Source organism: Halomonas sp. WWR20 (assembly GCF_054602495.1).
Map to the genome: position 1 here is coordinate 262,579 of NZ_JBTRHR010000002.1, position 15,813 is coordinate 278,391.

The window sequence follows — 15,813 nt, forward strand, 5'->3', positions numbered from 1 at the left end:
CAGCGACATCGTGAATGGGCCGGCGAGCCCTGGGCTCGCCGTCTTGCTGATCGAGCGAGGTGAAACCCTATGATATTGCGCTGGCTCAACAAGCTGGAAGAGACGATCTTCTGCGCGCTGCTGGTGGCTATGGTGCTTCTGGTATGTGCCGAGGTGTTCTATCGCTTCGTCCTCGCCGAGGGCATCCACTGGGCACAGGAGGGTGCGCTCTACCTGTCCGGCTGGTTCGTGCTGTTCGGCGTATCGTGGGGCGTCAAGCATGGCGTGCATATCGGCGTCGATGCGCTGGTCAAGAAGTTGCCGCGCGGCGGTCGGCGGATCGTCACGCTGATCGCCCTAGCGGTGTGCCTGAGCTACTGCGGCCTAATGCTGATAGGCAGCTATGAGTACCTGTCGCTGACCCGCATGATCGGCATCGAACTCGAGGATATCCCGATTCCCAAGTGGCAGGCGACGCTGATTCTGCCGGTCGGCATGGCCCTGCTGGTAGTGCGCTTTCTCGAACTCGGCTGGCGGGTGATCAAGGACGAGGCCGATGGCTTCGGCTTGGCCGACGAGGGGCAGGAGAGCATGCATCTTGCCGAGCAGCGCGCCCCCGACGATTACAGTAAGGAGGGGCGACCGTGACTATCGCGACCCTTTTCATCCTGCTGATTGGCGCCATTTTCCTGGGCATGCCGATCGCCTTCGCGCTGGGGTTTTCCAGCGTCACGACGATCCTGCTGTTCTCCAACGACTCGCTGGGCTCGATCGCCATCAAACTGTTCCAGGGAGTCGCGCACCATTACACGCTGCTGGCGATCCCCTTCTTCATCTTGTCGAGCGCCTTCCTGTCCACCGGTGGCGTGGCACGTCGGCTGATCAACTTCGCGACCGACGCGGTGGGCCACGTCAAGGGCGGCCTGGCGATGGCCTCGGTGCTGGCGTGCATCCTGTTCGCTGCGGTGTCGGGCTCGTCGCCGGCCACGGTGGCGGCGATCGGTTCGATCGTGATCGCCGGCATGGTGCGCCAGGGCTATCCCGAGTCCTACGCCGCCGGGGCGATCGCCAATGCCGGCACGCTGGGTATCCTGATCCCGCCTTCGATCGTCATGCTGGTCTATTCGGCGGCCACCGAGGTCTCGGCCGGCAAGATGTTCATGGCCGGCCTGATCCCGGGACTGCTGATGGGCGCCATCCTGATGGTCGCCATCTACATCTCGGCACGAATAATGAAGCTGCCGGCACAGCCATTCCCCGGTGCGCTGGCGGTGCTGCGCTCAGGCGGCAAGGCCTTGGCCGGACTGATGCTGATCATCCTGGTGCTGGGCTCGATCTACGGCGGCGTGGCCAGTCCCACCGAGGCGGCAGCAATCGCCGCGCTCTACGCCTGGCTGGTGGCGGTGGTCGGTTATCGCGACATGGGGCCACTCAAGGGTGACCCGTGGAAGCGTCCCGGCGAGAGCCTGGGCGCGGCCTTGGTGCGCAGTCTGTGGCAGATCCCGCTGGCAATTGGCGGCTCATTCATCAATCGCGAGGTGCGCGGCGTGGTGCTGGATGGCGCCAAGGTCTCGATGATGCTGCTGTTCATCATCGCCAACGCCATGCTGTTTGCCCACGTGCTGACCACCGAGCGCATTCCGCACACCATCGCCGAGGTGATCATCGACTGGGGGTTGCCCGCCTGGGGCTTTCTGATCGTGATGAACCTGTTGCTGCTGGCGGCGGGCAATTTCATGGAGCCGTCGGCGATCCTGCTGATCATGGCACCGATTCTGTTCCCGATCGCCATGCAGTTGGGCATCGACCCGATCCATCTGGGCATCATCATGGTGGTTAACATGGAGATCGGCATGCTCACCCCACCGGTGGGGCTCAACCTGTTCGTTACCGCAGGCATCACCGGGCGCTCGATCGGCTGGGTGATCAAGGCCTGCCTGCCATGGTTGGCACTGTTGCTGAGCTTCTTGGTATTGATCACCTACGTGCCGGTCATCTCGCTATGGCTGCCTGATCTGCTTTCCTGAGCCTAAGCACTCTCCCACCCAAGCGGATCATGCACAGTGGGGGCTTATCCGATGCCCCCTAGCTTCGTAATGCTCCTTCAACTCGTTGCGCTTTTTAACTCGTTGCACTTTGCCAAGCTGGCCGCGGCGTATTTTGCCCTCTCTGAATTCATCAGAGTTCATGGGTAATGCCTATACTTCCAAACGTGGCAGTCGTAACGGGAGGTGCAACCTCCAGCATGATTGCTACGCCTCGTTCCACATTCGTTCAAGGGAAGGGACGCAACAATGGCTAGACAATCCCGCCGCGGCGTCGCTTATGGCGCTTGGCTGCTACTGGTGATTTCCATCGTCGGCTTGATCATAGCGGCCATCAATACCTTCAACGAAGGCAACGGCATTGCCTACACCCCAGGCACTTACCTCGTGCTGTTCACGACCGCCATGCTGGTGGTGGGCTCGCTTTTGATCACGTTTGTCCGCAGCATGCCAAGGTGGCTGAGTGGGATCATTGCCTTTTTGTTGCTGCTCGACCTGCTGGGTACGGGCTTTGCCGCCTACCTGCTCCAATCCTACATCCTGGTTGCCGTCATGGGCGTGGGCCTGATCGCCTGGCTCATTCACGTCTTTGCCGACCCCGCCAGCGGCAAGAAATCCAGCCATACGACCCACCGGGAGGCGATGACCTCATGAGCCGCAATCCTACAATCGCAATCACCATCGCGTTGCTCCTGGCAGGTTCAGGGGTTGCCCTGGCACAAGACAATACCGACGCGGAAACGGAAACTGAGCCGACCGGCGGTCAACCTCAGGGAATCACCGGGGTTCAGGGCAAGCAGTCGGAGGACGCTCAGTCCCAGGGAGAAGAGACTGCCGAGACCGGGGGCCAACCCCAAGGTATCGGCGATACCCAGGACGAAAAGCAGGAGCAGACCTCGGGAGGCGGCGACTCCGAGGTGCCACGTGAAGGCGGCCAAGCCTCCACCGCCGAGCTACCCACGACACAAACCGGTCCGGGCGGGCGAGTCACGACGGGGCCAGCCGGCACACCGCCTTCGGGGTCGGGCGGTACGATGCCCACTCAGTTGAGCCCCGATGCCTGGATGCAGGACCCGAACAGCTGGGCCACCTTCAATGGCGACCTGCGGGCGCAGAAGTATTCGCCCGCCGACCAGATCGCGCCGGAGAATGTCGGTGATCTCGAGAAGGTCTGGGAATACCACACCGGCGATGTCTCGGACGGCAGCGGCGATATTCCGATGACGGTCTGGTCGGCGACGCCGCTGTTCGTCAACGACAGTCTGTATATCGGCACGCCCTTCTACCGGATCATCGCGCTGGAACCGGACACCGGCGAGGAGAAGTGGACCTTCGATCCGGACGCCAGACTCGAAGCGCTTACGCAGCCGGACCTGAAGAATCGCGGCGTGGCCTACTGGCAAGCCGACGAGCCCCAGGAGGGTCAGGCGTGCCAGAAAATGGTCTACATCGGCACCATGGATGCCAAGCTCTACGGGGTCGATGCCGATACCGGCGAGCCCTGCAACGGTTTCGGCGATAACGGCATGGTCAACGTCAATCAGTGGAACACGATCAATGACCAGTGGCCGCTCTCGCTGTTGCAGCCGCCGACGGTCTACAACGATACGCTCTATCTCGGCTGGGCCGGCAAGGACTGGACGGATTCGGCGGCGCCTCCGGGCACGGTCTTCGCGCTCGATGCCCGCAGCGGCGAACTGAAGTGGATGTTTCACGCCCTGCCGGAAGACGTGATCGATCGCACCGGTACCGCCAACGTCTGGGCCTCGATGTCGGTTGACCCCGAAACCGGCTTGGTCTACCTCCCGATCAGCTCGCCCAGCCCGAACTATTATGGCGGCAACCGGACCGAGGAGCTGCCGCTGGCGACCTCCGTGACGGCACTCAATGCACAAACGGGAGAAGTCGTCTGGAGCCGCCAGCTCGTGCATCACGACATCTGGGACTACGATACCGATGCGCCGCCGACCCTGGTGGACATCCAGAAGGATGGCGAGACGATTCCCGCACTCGTGCAGACCTCCAAGCAGGGCTTCCTCTACGTCCTCAACCGCGAGACGGGCGAGCCGATCTATCCCATCGAGGAACGCGAGGTACCTGCCTCGGATATCGAGGGTGAACAGGCCGCACCGACGCAGCCTTACGTGCCCAAGCCCGAGCCGGTGATTCCCGACGAGTGGCCGGGCGTGTCGACCATTGCCGATCTCGTCGGCTTCGGCGAGTGCAGCCAACGGGCCGAGGAGTACCGCTACGAGGGCCGTTTCACCCCGCCGAGCCTCGAAGGCACGATCGCCTATCCACCGACCACCGGCGGCACCCAGTGGGGCGGCGGCGCCGTCGATCCCAACACGGGCATCTACGTGGTCAACTCCAACAGCGTGGTGCAGATCTATCAGCTCATCCCCCGCGAGGAGTTCCAGCAGCGGGAACAATCGGGCGAGACCGGCGGCTACTACGCGCAGGGCGACGTGCCTTACGGCTTCCACCTGCAGACCTTCCTCAACTGGGCCGGCATGCCGTGCTGGAAGCCACCCTACGGGACGATTGCCGCCTACGACATGAAGACCGGCGAGCGCTTGTGGAACCGGCCGTTCGGCCAGGTACAGAAGTATGGCTTCTACATGCCGGAGTCGTGGGGCTCGGTGACCATCGGGGGCCCGGTACTCACCAAGTCGGGACTCATCTTCATCGGCGCCTCGATGGACTCGCGCGTGAGGGCTCTGGATGTCAAGACCGGCGAGGAAGTGTGGCGCAGCCAGGTGGAGGCGCCTGCGGTCTCGATACCGGCGACCTACATGTACCAGGGCAAGCAGTACGTGACCTTCATTGTCGGCGGCAACTCGATCCTGCTACCCAAGGTCAGCGATCAGGTCGTGACCTACGCCTTGCCCGACTGATCCCCATGCCAGGGTAAAATTCTCCCCTGTCAGGGCAAGCCCGCAACGCCATGGACCGGCATCAGACGATGCCGGTCCATGGTCGTTTGCCCCTGTCAGTACCGCGTTCGAGGCGCCATCACGGCGTTGGGGACGCTCTCAACCGCAAGGACTTCGTTTATGGCCAAGCGCATCGTGACGGTTTTCGGCGGCACCGGTTTCCTGGGCCGGCGTGTCGTGCGCCGTTTGGCAGAGGCGGGGATCGATGTGCGGGTCGCGGCCCGCCATCTCCGCCACGTGGATGTGCCCGACGCCACCGGTACCGTCGAGTTCCGACGTACCGATGTGCGTGACGAGGCATCCGTGGTGCAGGCCCTGCAGGGAGCCGATGCCGCGGTCAATGCCGTCAGCCTGTATGTCGAACGCCGAGACCTGCGCTTCGAGGACATTCATGTCGCCGCCGCCGAGCGGATCGCGCGCCTTGCCACCCAGGCCGGCGTGTCCATCCTCGTACACATCTCCGGCCTTGGCGTCAGCACGACATCCGCCTCTTCCTACGTGCGTGCCCGCGCCCAGGGCGAGCGGCAAGTGCGCGCCGCGTTTCCGGAGGCGGTCGTCCTGCGGCCCAGCGTCATCTTCGGTCCGGGCGATGCGTTTCTCAGCGCCCTGGAGGGGATCACCCGGCTGCCAGTCATCCCCCTGTTCGGCGACGGCAGAGTAGAACTGCAACCCGTTCACGTCGGCGATGTCGCCGCCGCCGTCGAGCGTGTGCAGGGATGGCCCGCCGCCGCGGGCAGGGTCTTCGAGTTGGGCGGAGCCCGGGCGTACCGCTACCGCGACATCGTGCAGGCGGTACTGAAGAGCCGTGGCCGTCGACGTCCGCTGCTGCCGATACCGTTTGCAGTGTGGCACCGACTCGCCGCCCTGGCATCGCTGCTGCCGAATCCACCACTGACGCGGGATCAGGTCACTCTCATGGAGAATGACAACGTCGTCGGAACCGATACCTTCGCGGCACTGGGCATCACGCCACGCAGTCTGGAAGCGGCACTGGGCACAACGGGCGTGAGCAGGCATTTTTCAGATAGCGCGTAGTGTCATTGTGTTCTGCTAGCGTGAACGTTTTCAGGCGTTGGCATCGTCGCTTTCGGCCATATGCCTTTCCGATAACGGAGCCGTTTCATGGAAGATTTCAGCCTGCGACTGATCGCCGGTCAGGCCGTCAGCCTCGTGGCCCTGGCGTTATGCATCGTCGCCTTCGCCAGCAAGCGCGACGACCGCCTGCTGGTCATTCTGATCTTCGCCAACGTGGCCTTTGCGCTGCATTTCGTGCTGTTCGAAAGCTGGGTCGCCGCCGGTCTGACCGCCTTGATCGTGCTGCGTATTATCCTGGTGCGCCACTTCAAGGGCAGCTGGCCGATGATGCTGGCGATCCTCACCGCCAGCCTGGCCATGGCTGCGCTCACTTGGCAGCGCCCGCTCGATCTCCTGCCATTGATCGCCACCGTGCTGGGGACGGTGGGCATGTTTATCCTGCGCGGCATTCCCATGCGCCTGTTCCTGGCCGGCGCAGCCCTGGCCTGGACCCTCAACAACCTGTTTATCGGCTCTATCGGCGGCACCCTGGCCGAGGCGCTGATCCTGATCACCAATTTTGTGACCATTGCCCGGCTGGCGCGCGACCGACGCTATACCGCCGTGGCCCAGGACTCGACATCCAGTTCCTGAGCCGGCTGGATGGATTTATTTCGCCAAGGCGACGACCTACGTTTCAAGCTCAGGCCGACTCCCCTTGCCCCCTACTTTCTGCTGAGCGTGAGGGGTTACCGCATACGGAACCGTCCCCTCAAGCCCGCGTATTGCGCCGGCGCTGACGATGCCTGTACGTGGCGAAAACGATCAAGGCCACGATCAACACCGCCATCGCAATCACGATCCAGATGACGAACGGCTGCACCTTGGCCAGTAGCGGCTGCGGCCCTCCCTCCCGGGCTTGGGCGACATCGGCACTGGTAACCTGCAGCTGCGCGTTGCCGTACTGGTCGAGCACGTAGTTGGAGATGTCGGCGACCTCCTCGTTGGAGAGCGTATTGACCCTCGAGCCCTCGGAGAAGTGCGGCATGAAGACTTCCGTGTCGCCGACGTTACGCTCCACGCCGTACACGATGGCCGCGATCAGGTTCGACGCATCGGGACTCCCCGTGGCGGTGTTATGGAAGAGTTCGGGATAGCGTTGCTGCTGGCTCCCGCCGCCATCGGGCTGGTGACAACTCGCGCAATTGGCGCTGAACAGCGCAGCGCCCGAATCCAGGCTGTCCTGCTCACTGTGGCCCGCTTGTCCACGCCACTGCGGCTCGAGGTCGTGGGCTTCACCCCGGGCATAGGCCGGCTGGGTCTGCCCTTCGTTGCGGATTGCCGGCACCGTTCTCAGGTAGGCGACTATCGCCGTTATATCCTCCTCCTTGAGATGCTGAAAACTGTTCTCGATGGCCTCGGCCATCTGTCCACCGGCCTGGCTCTTGCCTTCCACATGGCCGGTGCGCAGAAACTGAATCAGCTCCGCATCGCTCCAGCCGCCGGTGCCGCTCACCTCATCGGAGGTGATGTTGGGAGCATACCAGGCACCCAGTTCGGAGCCGCCGAGGAATTGGCTCTCGTCTTCCGCCATCAGCATGTTGCGCGGCGTGTGGCAGGTGCCACAGTGCGCCGGCCCCTTGACCAGATAAGCCCCCCGGTTGACCTGCTCGCTCTGCGACGGATCGGGCTCGAACGGCCCGTCATCGAGAAACAGCATGTTCCAGACGGCCATGGTCGTGCGGATGTTGTAGGGAAACGGCAGCTCCGTTGCGGTGACCTGCTCATCCACCGGCTCCACACCGTGCATGAAATAGGTGTAAAGCGCATGGACATCCTCATCGGTCAACTGCGCATAGGCCGTATAGGGCATCGCCGGGTAAAGATGCGCGCCATCGGCGCGGATTCCCTGGCGCAGTGCGCGGGCAAACTGCGCTTCGCTGTAATGGCCGATGCCGGCCGAGGTGGAGGGGGTAATGTTGGTGGCCCGAATCGCCCCCAGCGGCGAAATGATGTTGTAGCCCCCCGCAAACGGCTTGCCGCCATCGGGCATCGTATGACACGCCGTGCAATCCGCGGCAGTGGCAAGGTAGCGGCCCTTCTCGATCAGGGCCGCCTGGTCCGCCGCATTATCGCTTTCCTGCGAGGCAGGCTGGGCATGGGCCGGGAACGCCACCAGCCAACAAACCCCCATCAGCAGAATGAGTAACGCGAGCCTGCCCGGCGACGATGCAGACACGGGCAGATATGGGGAGCGAAGTGCCTTGGAGCTATTCATGCCGTCCCCCGTTCCAGCGTCCGAGCGACGGAATCCGCGGCTTTCAAGCCCAGCGCCACCATGGTCAGGGTGCTGTTGACGACGCTCGCAGAAGGCATGGCGCCGCCGCCCGGTAACCACAGGTTGGGATGGTCATGCGTTCGGCAGTCGCCGTCCACCACCGAACTCCTGGGGTCATTGCCCATGATGGTGCCGCCCATGATGTGGTTGTTCGCGTTGAGTTTTTCGGTGATATGAAACTCAGCCGCCCCGAAGAGCTTGCCGATGAACTCCAGTTGGCGATGCGACGCTTCGGCCCCCTTGCGTACGTATTCGCCCACGTCGTAATGAATGTCGGGACAGGGCAAGCCCAGGGCATCACGCCGGGTCTTGCTCAACGTCACGCGATTGTTGGGATCGGGCAGCGGCTCCAGGCTGATCGAAAGATCCACGCCGAAAATCGTGCGGCGGCGGATTTCATCGTCGAGCTCCTGGCCCACCAGACCGAGCTTGAGCGCCTCGGTCGTCGCCGGGCCCACACGGGTGATATTGTTGAGGATGATCTTGTTGGAGGAGTATTCGGAGCGAAAGTCGCCATCCCGCGGCCCGACCATGCAACTGCTCTGCGCCGGGCCCCGTCCGATCCATAGCGGCTCGTTGGCCAGGAAAGTGCAGTGAAACCCCGAGTGATCCATCATGTAGCGCCCGACCTGGTCGGTCGAGTTGGCAATTCCCTTCGGGTTGCGCTCATTGGCCGCCATCAGCAGTAGACGCGGCGTTTCCATGGCATTGCAGGCCAGCACGAACATCTTGCCACTCGCCTTGTGCGACACCTTACCGGCATCGTACCAATGCACCGCCGTCACACGGTTGTCCTCGTCGGTATCGATCTTGTAGACCACGGCCTCAGCCACCACCTTGGCACCCTTGGCCTCGGCGCTATCGACATGATGGATGCCGTTGTACATGGCGCCGATCGGGCAGATCGGCATGCAATTGTTGTTGCCGCAACAGGCAGGCCTGCCATGCCAGGGACGAACATTGCGCCCCTGGGGAATCGGTACCAAGCGATAGCCGTAAGGATTGACCACCTCGGCGAAGCGCTTGTCGCCGTAATTCCAGGGGATCATATCCATGGGATAGGGCCGGCTACGCTCGGAGGGCGACTGCAGCTCCGGGTCGAGAGGGCCCGCCACGCCCATCTCCTCCTCGGCCAGACAGTAATAGGGCTCCAGCTCATCGTAGGAAAACGGCCAGTCCCGCCCGACGCCGTAGGCACTCTGCATGCGCATGTCCACCGGCAGGTGTCGCCAGCACGAAGCCGCCCAGTGCCAGGTGGTACCACCCACGACACGTAAGTAGCCCTGGCTGAAGCTCCCGGCGCTCGGGCCGGTCTGATGCACGTAATCGTTTTCCGGAAAATACAACGGCGCGGGGGCCAGCGGCGACTGGGGATAGAGCCCCTGATAGTCGGAGCCGACCCGATTCTGAAAAGGCATGTTACGCCAGTTCTCGACGATCTGGCCGCGGTTGATGCGGGGGCCGGCTTCAAGGATCAGCACGGAGTGTCCCTTGGCGGCAAGCTGATCGGCCATCATCGCCCCAACCACGCCGGAGCCGACGATGACGACGTCGGCGGAAGCATCGCCATTGGGCGCGAAGGTGGGAGTTTTCATGACGATGGCTCCGTATCGTTGGCAGACGTTGTGCTCTCTGGCGCCGCATTCTGGGGGGTCGTCTGAGGCGTTTCGGGAGGCTCGTCCGGTACCGGGAAGCCGGTGGTGGGAGGCTCTTCTCCGGTCTTCGTGACGGGAGGCGACACATCCGCGGCCGGTGGTGGCTGCGTCCACCAGGCGGGCCCATAGCGGCAATAGGTGGGCACTATCTGGCCATCCGCCACGGGGCGGTACATCAACGACTCGGGATAGGCGACAACGGTGGGGTTGTCGTCATTTTCAACGGTGCCGGTATACCAGGCGGCCACGACCGCCAGTGCCGTTTCCCGCAGGCCCGCCTCGGATGCACTTTCGAGAAGCGGCTTGGGCTCCGTGCCGTCCTGCACTAACGCGGCCAGGCGCTCCGCCTGTGCGGCGAAATCGGCAGCGGCTTCGTTCATGGCCTGGTAAATGCGACGGGCGGTTAGCGGATGGAGATCCATGTGCCCGGTGATGGCCTGGGAAAAGCGCAGGAACGCCTGCTCTTCAGGCGTAACAGCAGCGACGGCGGAAGCCGCTGGCGTGCTCTGGGCAAGACTGAGCGGCCACCGGCATAGCAGGTACGTCCCTGCAGCGGCGGCCATGGCGCCGGTCATCACCTGACGTCGGGATAGCTCGGTCTCATAGTAGCCTGATAAGGGTTCCTTAAGGCCTCTCGCGTCTTTTGTCATGGGAGGTTCCTGACAGGTGGCGGACAAGCGCTAGCCCAAGTTCGATATGCGTTGGCAGATACCTCAAAGCCCGGCCGATCGACTAGCGACTCATGACGGTGCTAATTAAGACATGCTCAATAAAATAGACGTTAATAGCGGCTGTTGCGATGAAATGAACTACCGATTCGCTAGGCACAGCACGGTTTCCTGGGCGCATAGGCCACGGCTCAGGGTGTTATTGTGCATGATGCGGGCTCAGGAAGGAGGACAGACAGGGGTTGCCAAGCGGATTCGCATGTCTTCCGCCTGACCGAGTGAATTCGATACGGAGCCGGCGATCAACCGCCCAGAAACGAGGACATGGCCTGATCCGCTACAGCGTTGCAGGCCCTTTCGCCTACCTGATCCTTGAGGCCGCTCAGGTTGAAGCTCTTGCCATCTCCGCCTTGCAGGATACCGCTCAGTCCCTGCTGGTAGACACTATCTTGAGACGCTTGCTCTTGTCCGCCCATCTGGCCCAGCAATTTGTCCTTGATTCTTTCGGTCGCACTGGCGGTATAGCCTTGTTGCTGGCAATAACTCAGCACTCCGGCCACGTTGCGCATGCTGGCCAGCTCGAACGAGCCGGATCCGAGAGCGCTGAGCAACGAACTCCCCGACGCCGACGCCCCATACCCCGAAAGAGCGTTGCCGGCTTTTTCTCTCAGGCTGTCCAAGCTCTGCGCCGAAACTGTGGGCGTCAATGCGAGTGTGACGCTCAGCACGACCAGATGAACGCAGCGAATATTCATGAAAGGCCTCCTTGGGAAGCTCGACAGCAGCGGACGGAGAGTACGCGGATCGCGCCGTCACTGTACTACTGTCCGGATGGATGACAAAAAGCTAGTCCAGGGGCCTTCAGGGCGCCACTCGCAAGGGCGGGTAACCGCTACTGCTGATCCAGAATCCATGCTGCGAGGATGCGCGCCTCCTCTTCAGTGACACGATTAGGCGTCATGGGAACGGGGCCCCACTTGCCCTGACCTTTGCGGCGATTTGCCTGTAGAGGTGGCGCGATTTGACCTATGGACTGGCGCTAGCCCTCAAGATGGATACATTCGTGCCGTTAAAGATTATAGAGCTACGGGCGGACCTGACTCTGGCTCTAATTATTCTAAGAGTCGTGATGGTGAGCTGTAGTCGCTAACGATATCCGCGCCCTGCATTCGAACAGTGGTGCGGCATTCGAAAGCACCGAGGCAATGAGTGCCGGATCTGCTGAGTAGACAGTTTTCTGGGAAATTTAATGATGCGAGCCGTCGATAAGGTCTCCAGCAGCGTGACGTTATTCCCGTTTGAACGACTGCCGGGTGGCCTGTAATGCATGACCATGAGCAGGCGCGGCTTTATGCGTTACGTCAACTCAACCTGCTGGATACGCCGCCCAGCGAGAGCTTCGATCGCATCACGCGGATGGCCAGCCAGCTCTTCAATCTGCCGATTGCCGCCGTATCGCTGACGGACAAGGACCGGCAGTGGTTCAAGTCGCGAGTGGGTGTCGAGCATCATGAGATCCCGCGTTTCAAGGCGTGCTGTGCCACAGTCAGCGATTCTTCCCAGGTGCTGGTGGTGCAGGACCTGCTCGAGTCCAGCAGTTTCAGCGACAGCTATCTGGCCGAATCGGGCATCCGCTTTTACGCTGGCGCGCCGCTGTTGACACGCGAGGGATACACCTTGGGAGCCATGTGCGTACTGGGCACCGAACCGCGGGAGATTACCGAACAGGAAACCGCAGTACTGAAGGACCTGGCGGCGATGGTCATGGCCCAGATCGAAATGCAACACGCCTTCGGCCGCGTCGATTCGCTTACCGGTCTGCCCAATCGCAGCCAGTTTGCCGAAGACGTGGAGGATATGGCTCGTGATGCCCCGGACGCGCAGCGGTTCGCCCTATTCACCGATCTGGTCGATGCCACGCAATCAGGAATAGTCCATCGCGTCATGGGCCCCGCGCATCTGGACGACCTGGCGCGCACTGCGGCCCGACAGTTGCAACAGGCGCTACCAGCGGGGACGACGCTGTACCATATCGGCCCCTGTCAATATATCCACCTGTGGCAAGCGGGCGACGACACCGGGCTGCTCGACGAAGCGTTACGTTTGCGCCAGGCGTTGATGGAGCTCAATCCGGGGGCGGTACTGGTACGGCCGGTAGTTGGCATCGCACCGTTTCGCCTCGGCGACGCGACGCCGGAAGACATCCTGCGCACCGCCCACAGTGCCTGTCTGGATGCCCGCCAAGCCGAAACGGGGGCCGGCATCTACTCGACGACGCTCGATGCCCGCTATCACCGTCGCTTCACGCTCCTCTCGGATTTCCCCAGTGCCCTAGAGGCGGACGACCAACTGCGTCTGGTCTATCAACCGCGCGTGGCGTTGAGCTCGGGCACCTGTCTGGGCGCGGAAGCGCTGCTGCGCTGGCGTCATCCGACCCTCGGCGAGATCTCCCCCGCCGAATTCATCCCGCTAATCGAGCATACTCCACAGGCCCGTCCATTGACGGCTTGGGTGGTGCGCCAAGCCATCGCTCAAGCCGTCACCTGGCAGCGACAGGGCTTGGCGCTGCGCATTTCGATCAATATCTCGGCAGTCAATCTCGAGGAGGAGGACTTCGCCATACGCCTGCTGGCGTTGATGGAGCGCTCGGCACTGCCGCTGACCGCCATCGAACTGGAACTCACGGAGGGCGCTTTGCTCGGGAATCGCCGCGCGGCGCGCCAACAGCTGGATGCGCTGGTGGCTGCAGGCATCGAAGTCGCCATTGACGATTTCGGCACCGGTTACAGCAGTCTGGCGTATCTTCAGGATATTCCCGCTCAGGTGGTGAAGATCGACCGTTCGTTCATTCACGGGCTCGAACATCAGCCGCGCAGCCAGACGCTGGTCAAGGCAATGGTCACGCTGGCGCATGATCTCGGCTACCGCGTCGTCGCCGAAGGCGTGGAGACCCAGCAGGCGTATCACTACCTTAAGCAGTTGCGCTGCGACGAGGGACAGGGCTATCTGATCGCCAAGCCCCTGTCACCGGAAGGCTTCGAAGCCTGGCTGGCGGCGTCGATAAATGCCTGACTGTCCAAGCGGCCAGCCAGGCGGCGTGGTGGCTATTGTTCCTGCTTCTGCTGCTCGTTCTTCGACCCCTCCGGGGTGACCAGATACCACTCCCCACCGAAGCCGTGGACGTCCTGGCCGTTGACGTCTCCGGCCTGCTGGTCCTTGACGAAGTAGTAAAGCGGCCAGCCACCGTAGGTGACCTGCGTCTGCCCATCCTCGCGCTGGAAGCTGCCCAGCAGTTCCTGCTTTAACTGATTGCCGGCCTGGGGTTGCCCCTCGGTGGTCAGCGGCGGCCACACTTCGGCGCACTTGTCCTGGCAGCTACTGCTGGCCTGGGAATCGCCCTGGCCTTGGGTGTCGGTGGTAAAAAGATACAGGGTACGCCCCTCGGCATCGGCCACGTACGTCCCATAGCCTTGCGCCTGTTGCGCGGTCAGTTGAACCTCGCCGCCCGATTGGGCCAGGGCGGTTCCGGTGAATGCCATTGCAGCAATAACGGATAGTGATAGGGTTTTCATCGCGGCGGCTCCTCTTGAGGCGATAGATTCACCATAGCAGCTCGCCAGCACTCAGCGGACTCCGGTTACACAGCGTTTCGCGAAGATGACTAGAACTGCTGCATGGCCAACAGAATCACCGCGTAGCGCGCGCCCTTGCCGATCGCGGTAAGCAGGAAGAACAGCGGAAAGGAGACCCGCATCAGCCCAGCGATGAAGGTCAGCGCGTCGCCACCGATCGGCAACCAGGCCAGTAGCAGCGACCATACGCCGAAGCGGTTGAACCAATGCTGGGCTCGCCCCAGCTTGTGGGGCTTGAAGGGGAACCAGCGGCGCTCCTTGTAGTGTTCGAGATAGCGGCCCAGCACCCAATTCAATGCCGCCCCCAGCGTATTGCCGGCGGTGGCCACCGCCAGTAGCGCGTAGGCGTCATAGCCGGCATGCGCCAGACCGACCAGGGCCACCTCGGAGTAGAAGGGCAGCAATGACGCCGCCACGAACGAGGACACGAACAGTCCCAACAAGCCAGTCATCTTCTCTCCTTGCGTTCCGGTGAGCCTCTGGCTGGCCCGCAATGACCTCGCGCATGCGGGTCCTATAGGTTGAAAAATATCGGAAAGTTGCCGCCAAGAGGCCGGACACTGGCGACAAGCGCGTCATACACGGGTCAGATTCAGTGCCGAGCCCCGAATCCGCGCTTGAGCCTGGCGAAGAGCTTGACGCCCGCTAGCACCACCCCGCCGGCCAAGATGCCGAACAGTGCATTGAACAGCGTCGCACTAAGAGGCTGAAGGATCACGCCGATGCCGGGCAGCGCCGCGGTGGCATGTGCAAAGCCTTCCACCGCATGATGCAAAAAGGGCACGCCATGGGTCAGGATGCCGCCCCCTACCATGAACATCGCAGCCGTGCCGATGATCGACAGGCTTTTCATCAGATAGGGCGCAGTGCGCAGAATGCCTCCGCCAATGGCCCGCGCCGCGGAAGACGCCTTCTCGCTCAGGTGCAGCCCCAGGTCATCCAGCTTGACGATCCCCGCCACCAGCCCGTAGACCCCCACGGTCATGATCAGGGCGATACCGGTCATGACGACAACCTGCTGCGTGAGGCTCACGCCCGCCACCGTGCCCAGCGTGATGGCAATGATTTCGGCGGAGAGAATGAAGTCGGTGCGCACGGCGCCCCGGATCTTGTCCCGCTCGAACGCCACGATGTCGACCTGGGAATCCGCCAGGGCCTTTACCTGTTGCGAATGCTTGTCGGCGTCCTCGCCCTTGTCGTGCAGAAAGCGGTGGGCGAGCTTCTCGAATCCCTCGTAACACAGGAAGGCGCCACCCAGCATCAGTAGCGGCGTCACCAGCCATGGCGCAAAGGCACTGATCACCAGCGCCGTGGGCACCAGGATGACCTTGTTGCGCAGCGAGCCCTTGGCCACCGCCCAGACCACCGGCAGTTCCCGGTCCGCCCGGACCCCGGTGACTTGCTGGGCGTTGAGCGCCAGATCGTCGCCTAACACGCCGGCGGTCTTTTTCGCGGCGATCTTGGTCATCACCGACACGTCGTCGAGGATCGTGGCGATGTCATCAATCAGAGTCAGTAAGCTTGCACCGGCCAATAGGGTCACCCT

14 protein-coding genes are annotated in these 15,813 nt (G+C 62.5%); 7 read left to right on the top strand and 7 right to left on the bottom strand.

The window, feature by feature from the left end:
* Positions 1–69: 69 nt before the first annotated feature.
* The 6 genes from ACW4DH_RS04540 (at position 70) to ACW4DH_RS04565 (ending at position 6,628) form a co-directional block, all read left to right on the top strand.
* Positions 70–627 (top strand): TRAP transporter small permease, encoded by a 558-nt coding sequence (locus tag ACW4DH_RS04540; protein ID WP_459635173.1) that lies wholly within the window; start codon positions 70–72, stop codon positions 625–627.
* Entirely contained in the window at positions 624–2,006 is a 1,383-nt protein-coding gene (locus ACW4DH_RS04545; protein WP_459635174.1) for a TRAP transporter large permease, read from the top strand. Before ACW4DH_RS04540 ends, ACW4DH_RS04545 begins: the two co-directional genes overlap by 4 nt.
* A 267-nt stretch (positions 2,007–2,273) precedes the next feature.
* A complete protein-coding gene (locus ACW4DH_RS04550) occupies positions 2,274–2,678 on the top strand; it encodes a hypothetical protein (protein WP_459635175.1) in 405 nt (134 codons plus the stop codon).
* A complete protein-coding gene (locus tag ACW4DH_RS04555) occupies positions 2,675–4,921 on the top strand; it encodes a pyrroloquinoline quinone-dependent dehydrogenase (RefSeq protein WP_459635176.1) in 2,247 nt (748 codons plus the stop codon). Before ACW4DH_RS04550 ends, ACW4DH_RS04555 begins: the two co-directional genes overlap by 4 nt.
* A 78-nt stretch (positions 4,922–4,999) precedes the next feature.
* Positions 5,000–5,995 carry a complex I NDUFA9 subunit family protein gene (locus tag ACW4DH_RS04560; protein WP_459635177.1) on the top strand — a complete coding sequence of 332 codons (996 nt, stop codon included), beginning with the start codon at positions 5,000–5,002 and terminating at the stop codon, positions 5,993–5,995.
* 87 nt (positions 5,996–6,082) lie between these two features.
* Positions 6,083–6,628, top strand: coding sequence for a YgjV family protein (locus tag ACW4DH_RS04565; RefSeq protein WP_459635178.1), 546 nt, complete (start codon positions 6,083–6,085; stop codon positions 6,626–6,628).
* 118 nt (positions 6,629–6,746) lie between these two features.
* Here the strand turns inward: ACW4DH_RS04565 and ACW4DH_RS04570 are convergent, their stop codons facing one another.
* The 4 genes from ACW4DH_RS04570 to ACW4DH_RS04585 all read right to left on the bottom strand — a co-directional run bounded on the left by ACW4DH_RS04570 (position 6,747) and on the right by ACW4DH_RS04585 (position 11,390).
* Positions 6,747–8,252 (bottom strand): c-type cytochrome, encoded by a 1,506-nt coding sequence (locus ACW4DH_RS04570; protein WP_459635179.1) that lies wholly within the window; start codon positions 8,250–8,252, stop codon positions 6,747–6,749.
* On the bottom strand, positions 8,249–9,907 hold the full coding sequence (locus ACW4DH_RS04575; protein ID WP_459635180.1) for a GMC family oxidoreductase: 1,659 nt from the start codon (positions 9,905–9,907) through the stop codon (positions 8,249–8,251). The genes ACW4DH_RS04570 and ACW4DH_RS04575 overlap by 4 nt, the downstream gene beginning before the upstream one ends.
* Positions 9,904–10,617: a sugar dehydrogenase complex small subunit gene (locus ACW4DH_RS04580; RefSeq protein WP_459635181.1), complete on the bottom strand. Its 714-nt coding sequence runs from the start codon at positions 10,615–10,617 to the stop codon at positions 9,904–9,906. Before ACW4DH_RS04580 ends, ACW4DH_RS04575 begins: the two co-directional genes overlap by 4 nt.
* A gap of 320 nt (positions 10,618–10,937) precedes the next feature.
* Positions 10,938–11,390: a DUF2501 domain-containing protein gene (locus ACW4DH_RS04585; protein WP_459635182.1), complete on the bottom strand. Its 453-nt coding sequence runs from the start codon at positions 11,388–11,390 to the stop codon at positions 10,938–10,940.
* 568 nt (positions 11,391–11,958) lie between these two features.
* On the opposite strand from ACW4DH_RS04585, the gene ACW4DH_RS04590 reads away from it, so the two are divergent.
* The gene (locus ACW4DH_RS04590; RefSeq protein WP_459635183.1) at positions 11,959–13,707 is read left to right on the top strand and encodes a sensor domain-containing phosphodiesterase; all 1,749 of its coding nucleotides are present in this window, start codon (positions 11,959–11,961) and stop codon (positions 13,705–13,707) included.
* 32 nt (positions 13,708–13,739) lie between these two features.
* Here the strand turns inward: ACW4DH_RS04590 and ACW4DH_RS04595 are convergent, their stop codons facing one another.
* The 3 genes from ACW4DH_RS04595 to ACW4DH_RS04605 form a co-directional block, all read right to left on the bottom strand.
* Complete coding sequence (locus tag ACW4DH_RS04595; protein ID WP_459635184.1) at positions 13,740–14,207, bottom strand: COG4315 family predicted lipoprotein; 468 nt, start codon at positions 14,205–14,207, stop codon at positions 13,740–13,742.
* A gap of 89 nt (positions 14,208–14,296) precedes the next feature.
* Entirely contained in the window at positions 14,297–14,719 is a 423-nt protein-coding gene (locus ACW4DH_RS04600) for a YqaA family protein (RefSeq protein WP_459635185.1), read from the bottom strand.
* Positions 14,720–14,859: 140 nt separating this feature from the next.
* On the bottom strand, positions 14,860–15,801 hold the full coding sequence (locus tag ACW4DH_RS04605; protein ID WP_459635186.1) for a DUF808 domain-containing protein: 942 nt from the start codon (positions 15,799–15,801) through the stop codon (positions 14,860–14,862).
* Between the last annotated feature and the right edge of the window lie 12 nt (positions 15,802–15,813).

Coding starts and splice junctions, on each gene's coding strand:
- ACW4DH_RS04590 (WP_459635183.1), top strand. CDS start 11,959: ATGCATGACCATGAGCAGGCGCGGCTTTATGCGTTACGTCAACTCAAC.
- ACW4DH_RS04600 (WP_459635185.1), bottom strand. CDS start 14,719: ATGACTGGCTTGTTGGGACTGTTCGTGTCCTCGTTCGTGGCGGCGTCA.
- ACW4DH_RS04560 (WP_459635177.1), top strand. CDS start 5,000: ATGGTCGTTTGCCCCTGTCAGTACCGCGTTCGAGGCGCCATCACGGCG.
- ACW4DH_RS04585 (WP_459635182.1), bottom strand. CDS start 11,390: ATGAATATTCGCTGCGTTCATCTGGTCGTGCTGAGCGTCACACTCGCA.
- ACW4DH_RS04555 (WP_459635176.1), top strand. CDS start 2,675: ATGAGCCGCAATCCTACAATCGCAATCACCATCGCGTTGCTCCTGGCA.
- ACW4DH_RS04550 (WP_459635175.1), top strand. CDS start 2,274: ATGGCTAGACAATCCCGCCGCGGCGTCGCTTATGGCGCTTGGCTGCTA.
- ACW4DH_RS04580 (WP_459635181.1), bottom strand. CDS start 10,617: ATGACAAAAGACGCGAGAGGCCTTAAGGAACCCTTATCAGGCTACTAT.
- ACW4DH_RS04575 (WP_459635180.1), bottom strand. CDS start 9,907: ATGAAAACTCCCACCTTCGCGCCCAATGGCGATGCTTCCGCCGACGTC.
- ACW4DH_RS04540 (WP_459635173.1), top strand. CDS start 70: ATGATATTGCGCTGGCTCAACAAGCTGGAAGAGACGATCTTCTGCGCG.
- ACW4DH_RS04565 (WP_459635178.1), top strand. CDS start 6,083: ATGGAAGATTTCAGCCTGCGACTGATCGCCGGTCAGGCCGTCAGCCTC.
- ACW4DH_RS04570 (WP_459635179.1), bottom strand. CDS start 8,252: ATGAATAGCTCCAAGGCACTTCGCTCCCCATATCTGCCCGTGTCTGCA.
- ACW4DH_RS04595 (WP_459635184.1), bottom strand. CDS start 14,207: ATGAAAACCCTATCACTATCCGTTATTGCTGCAATGGCATTCACCGGA.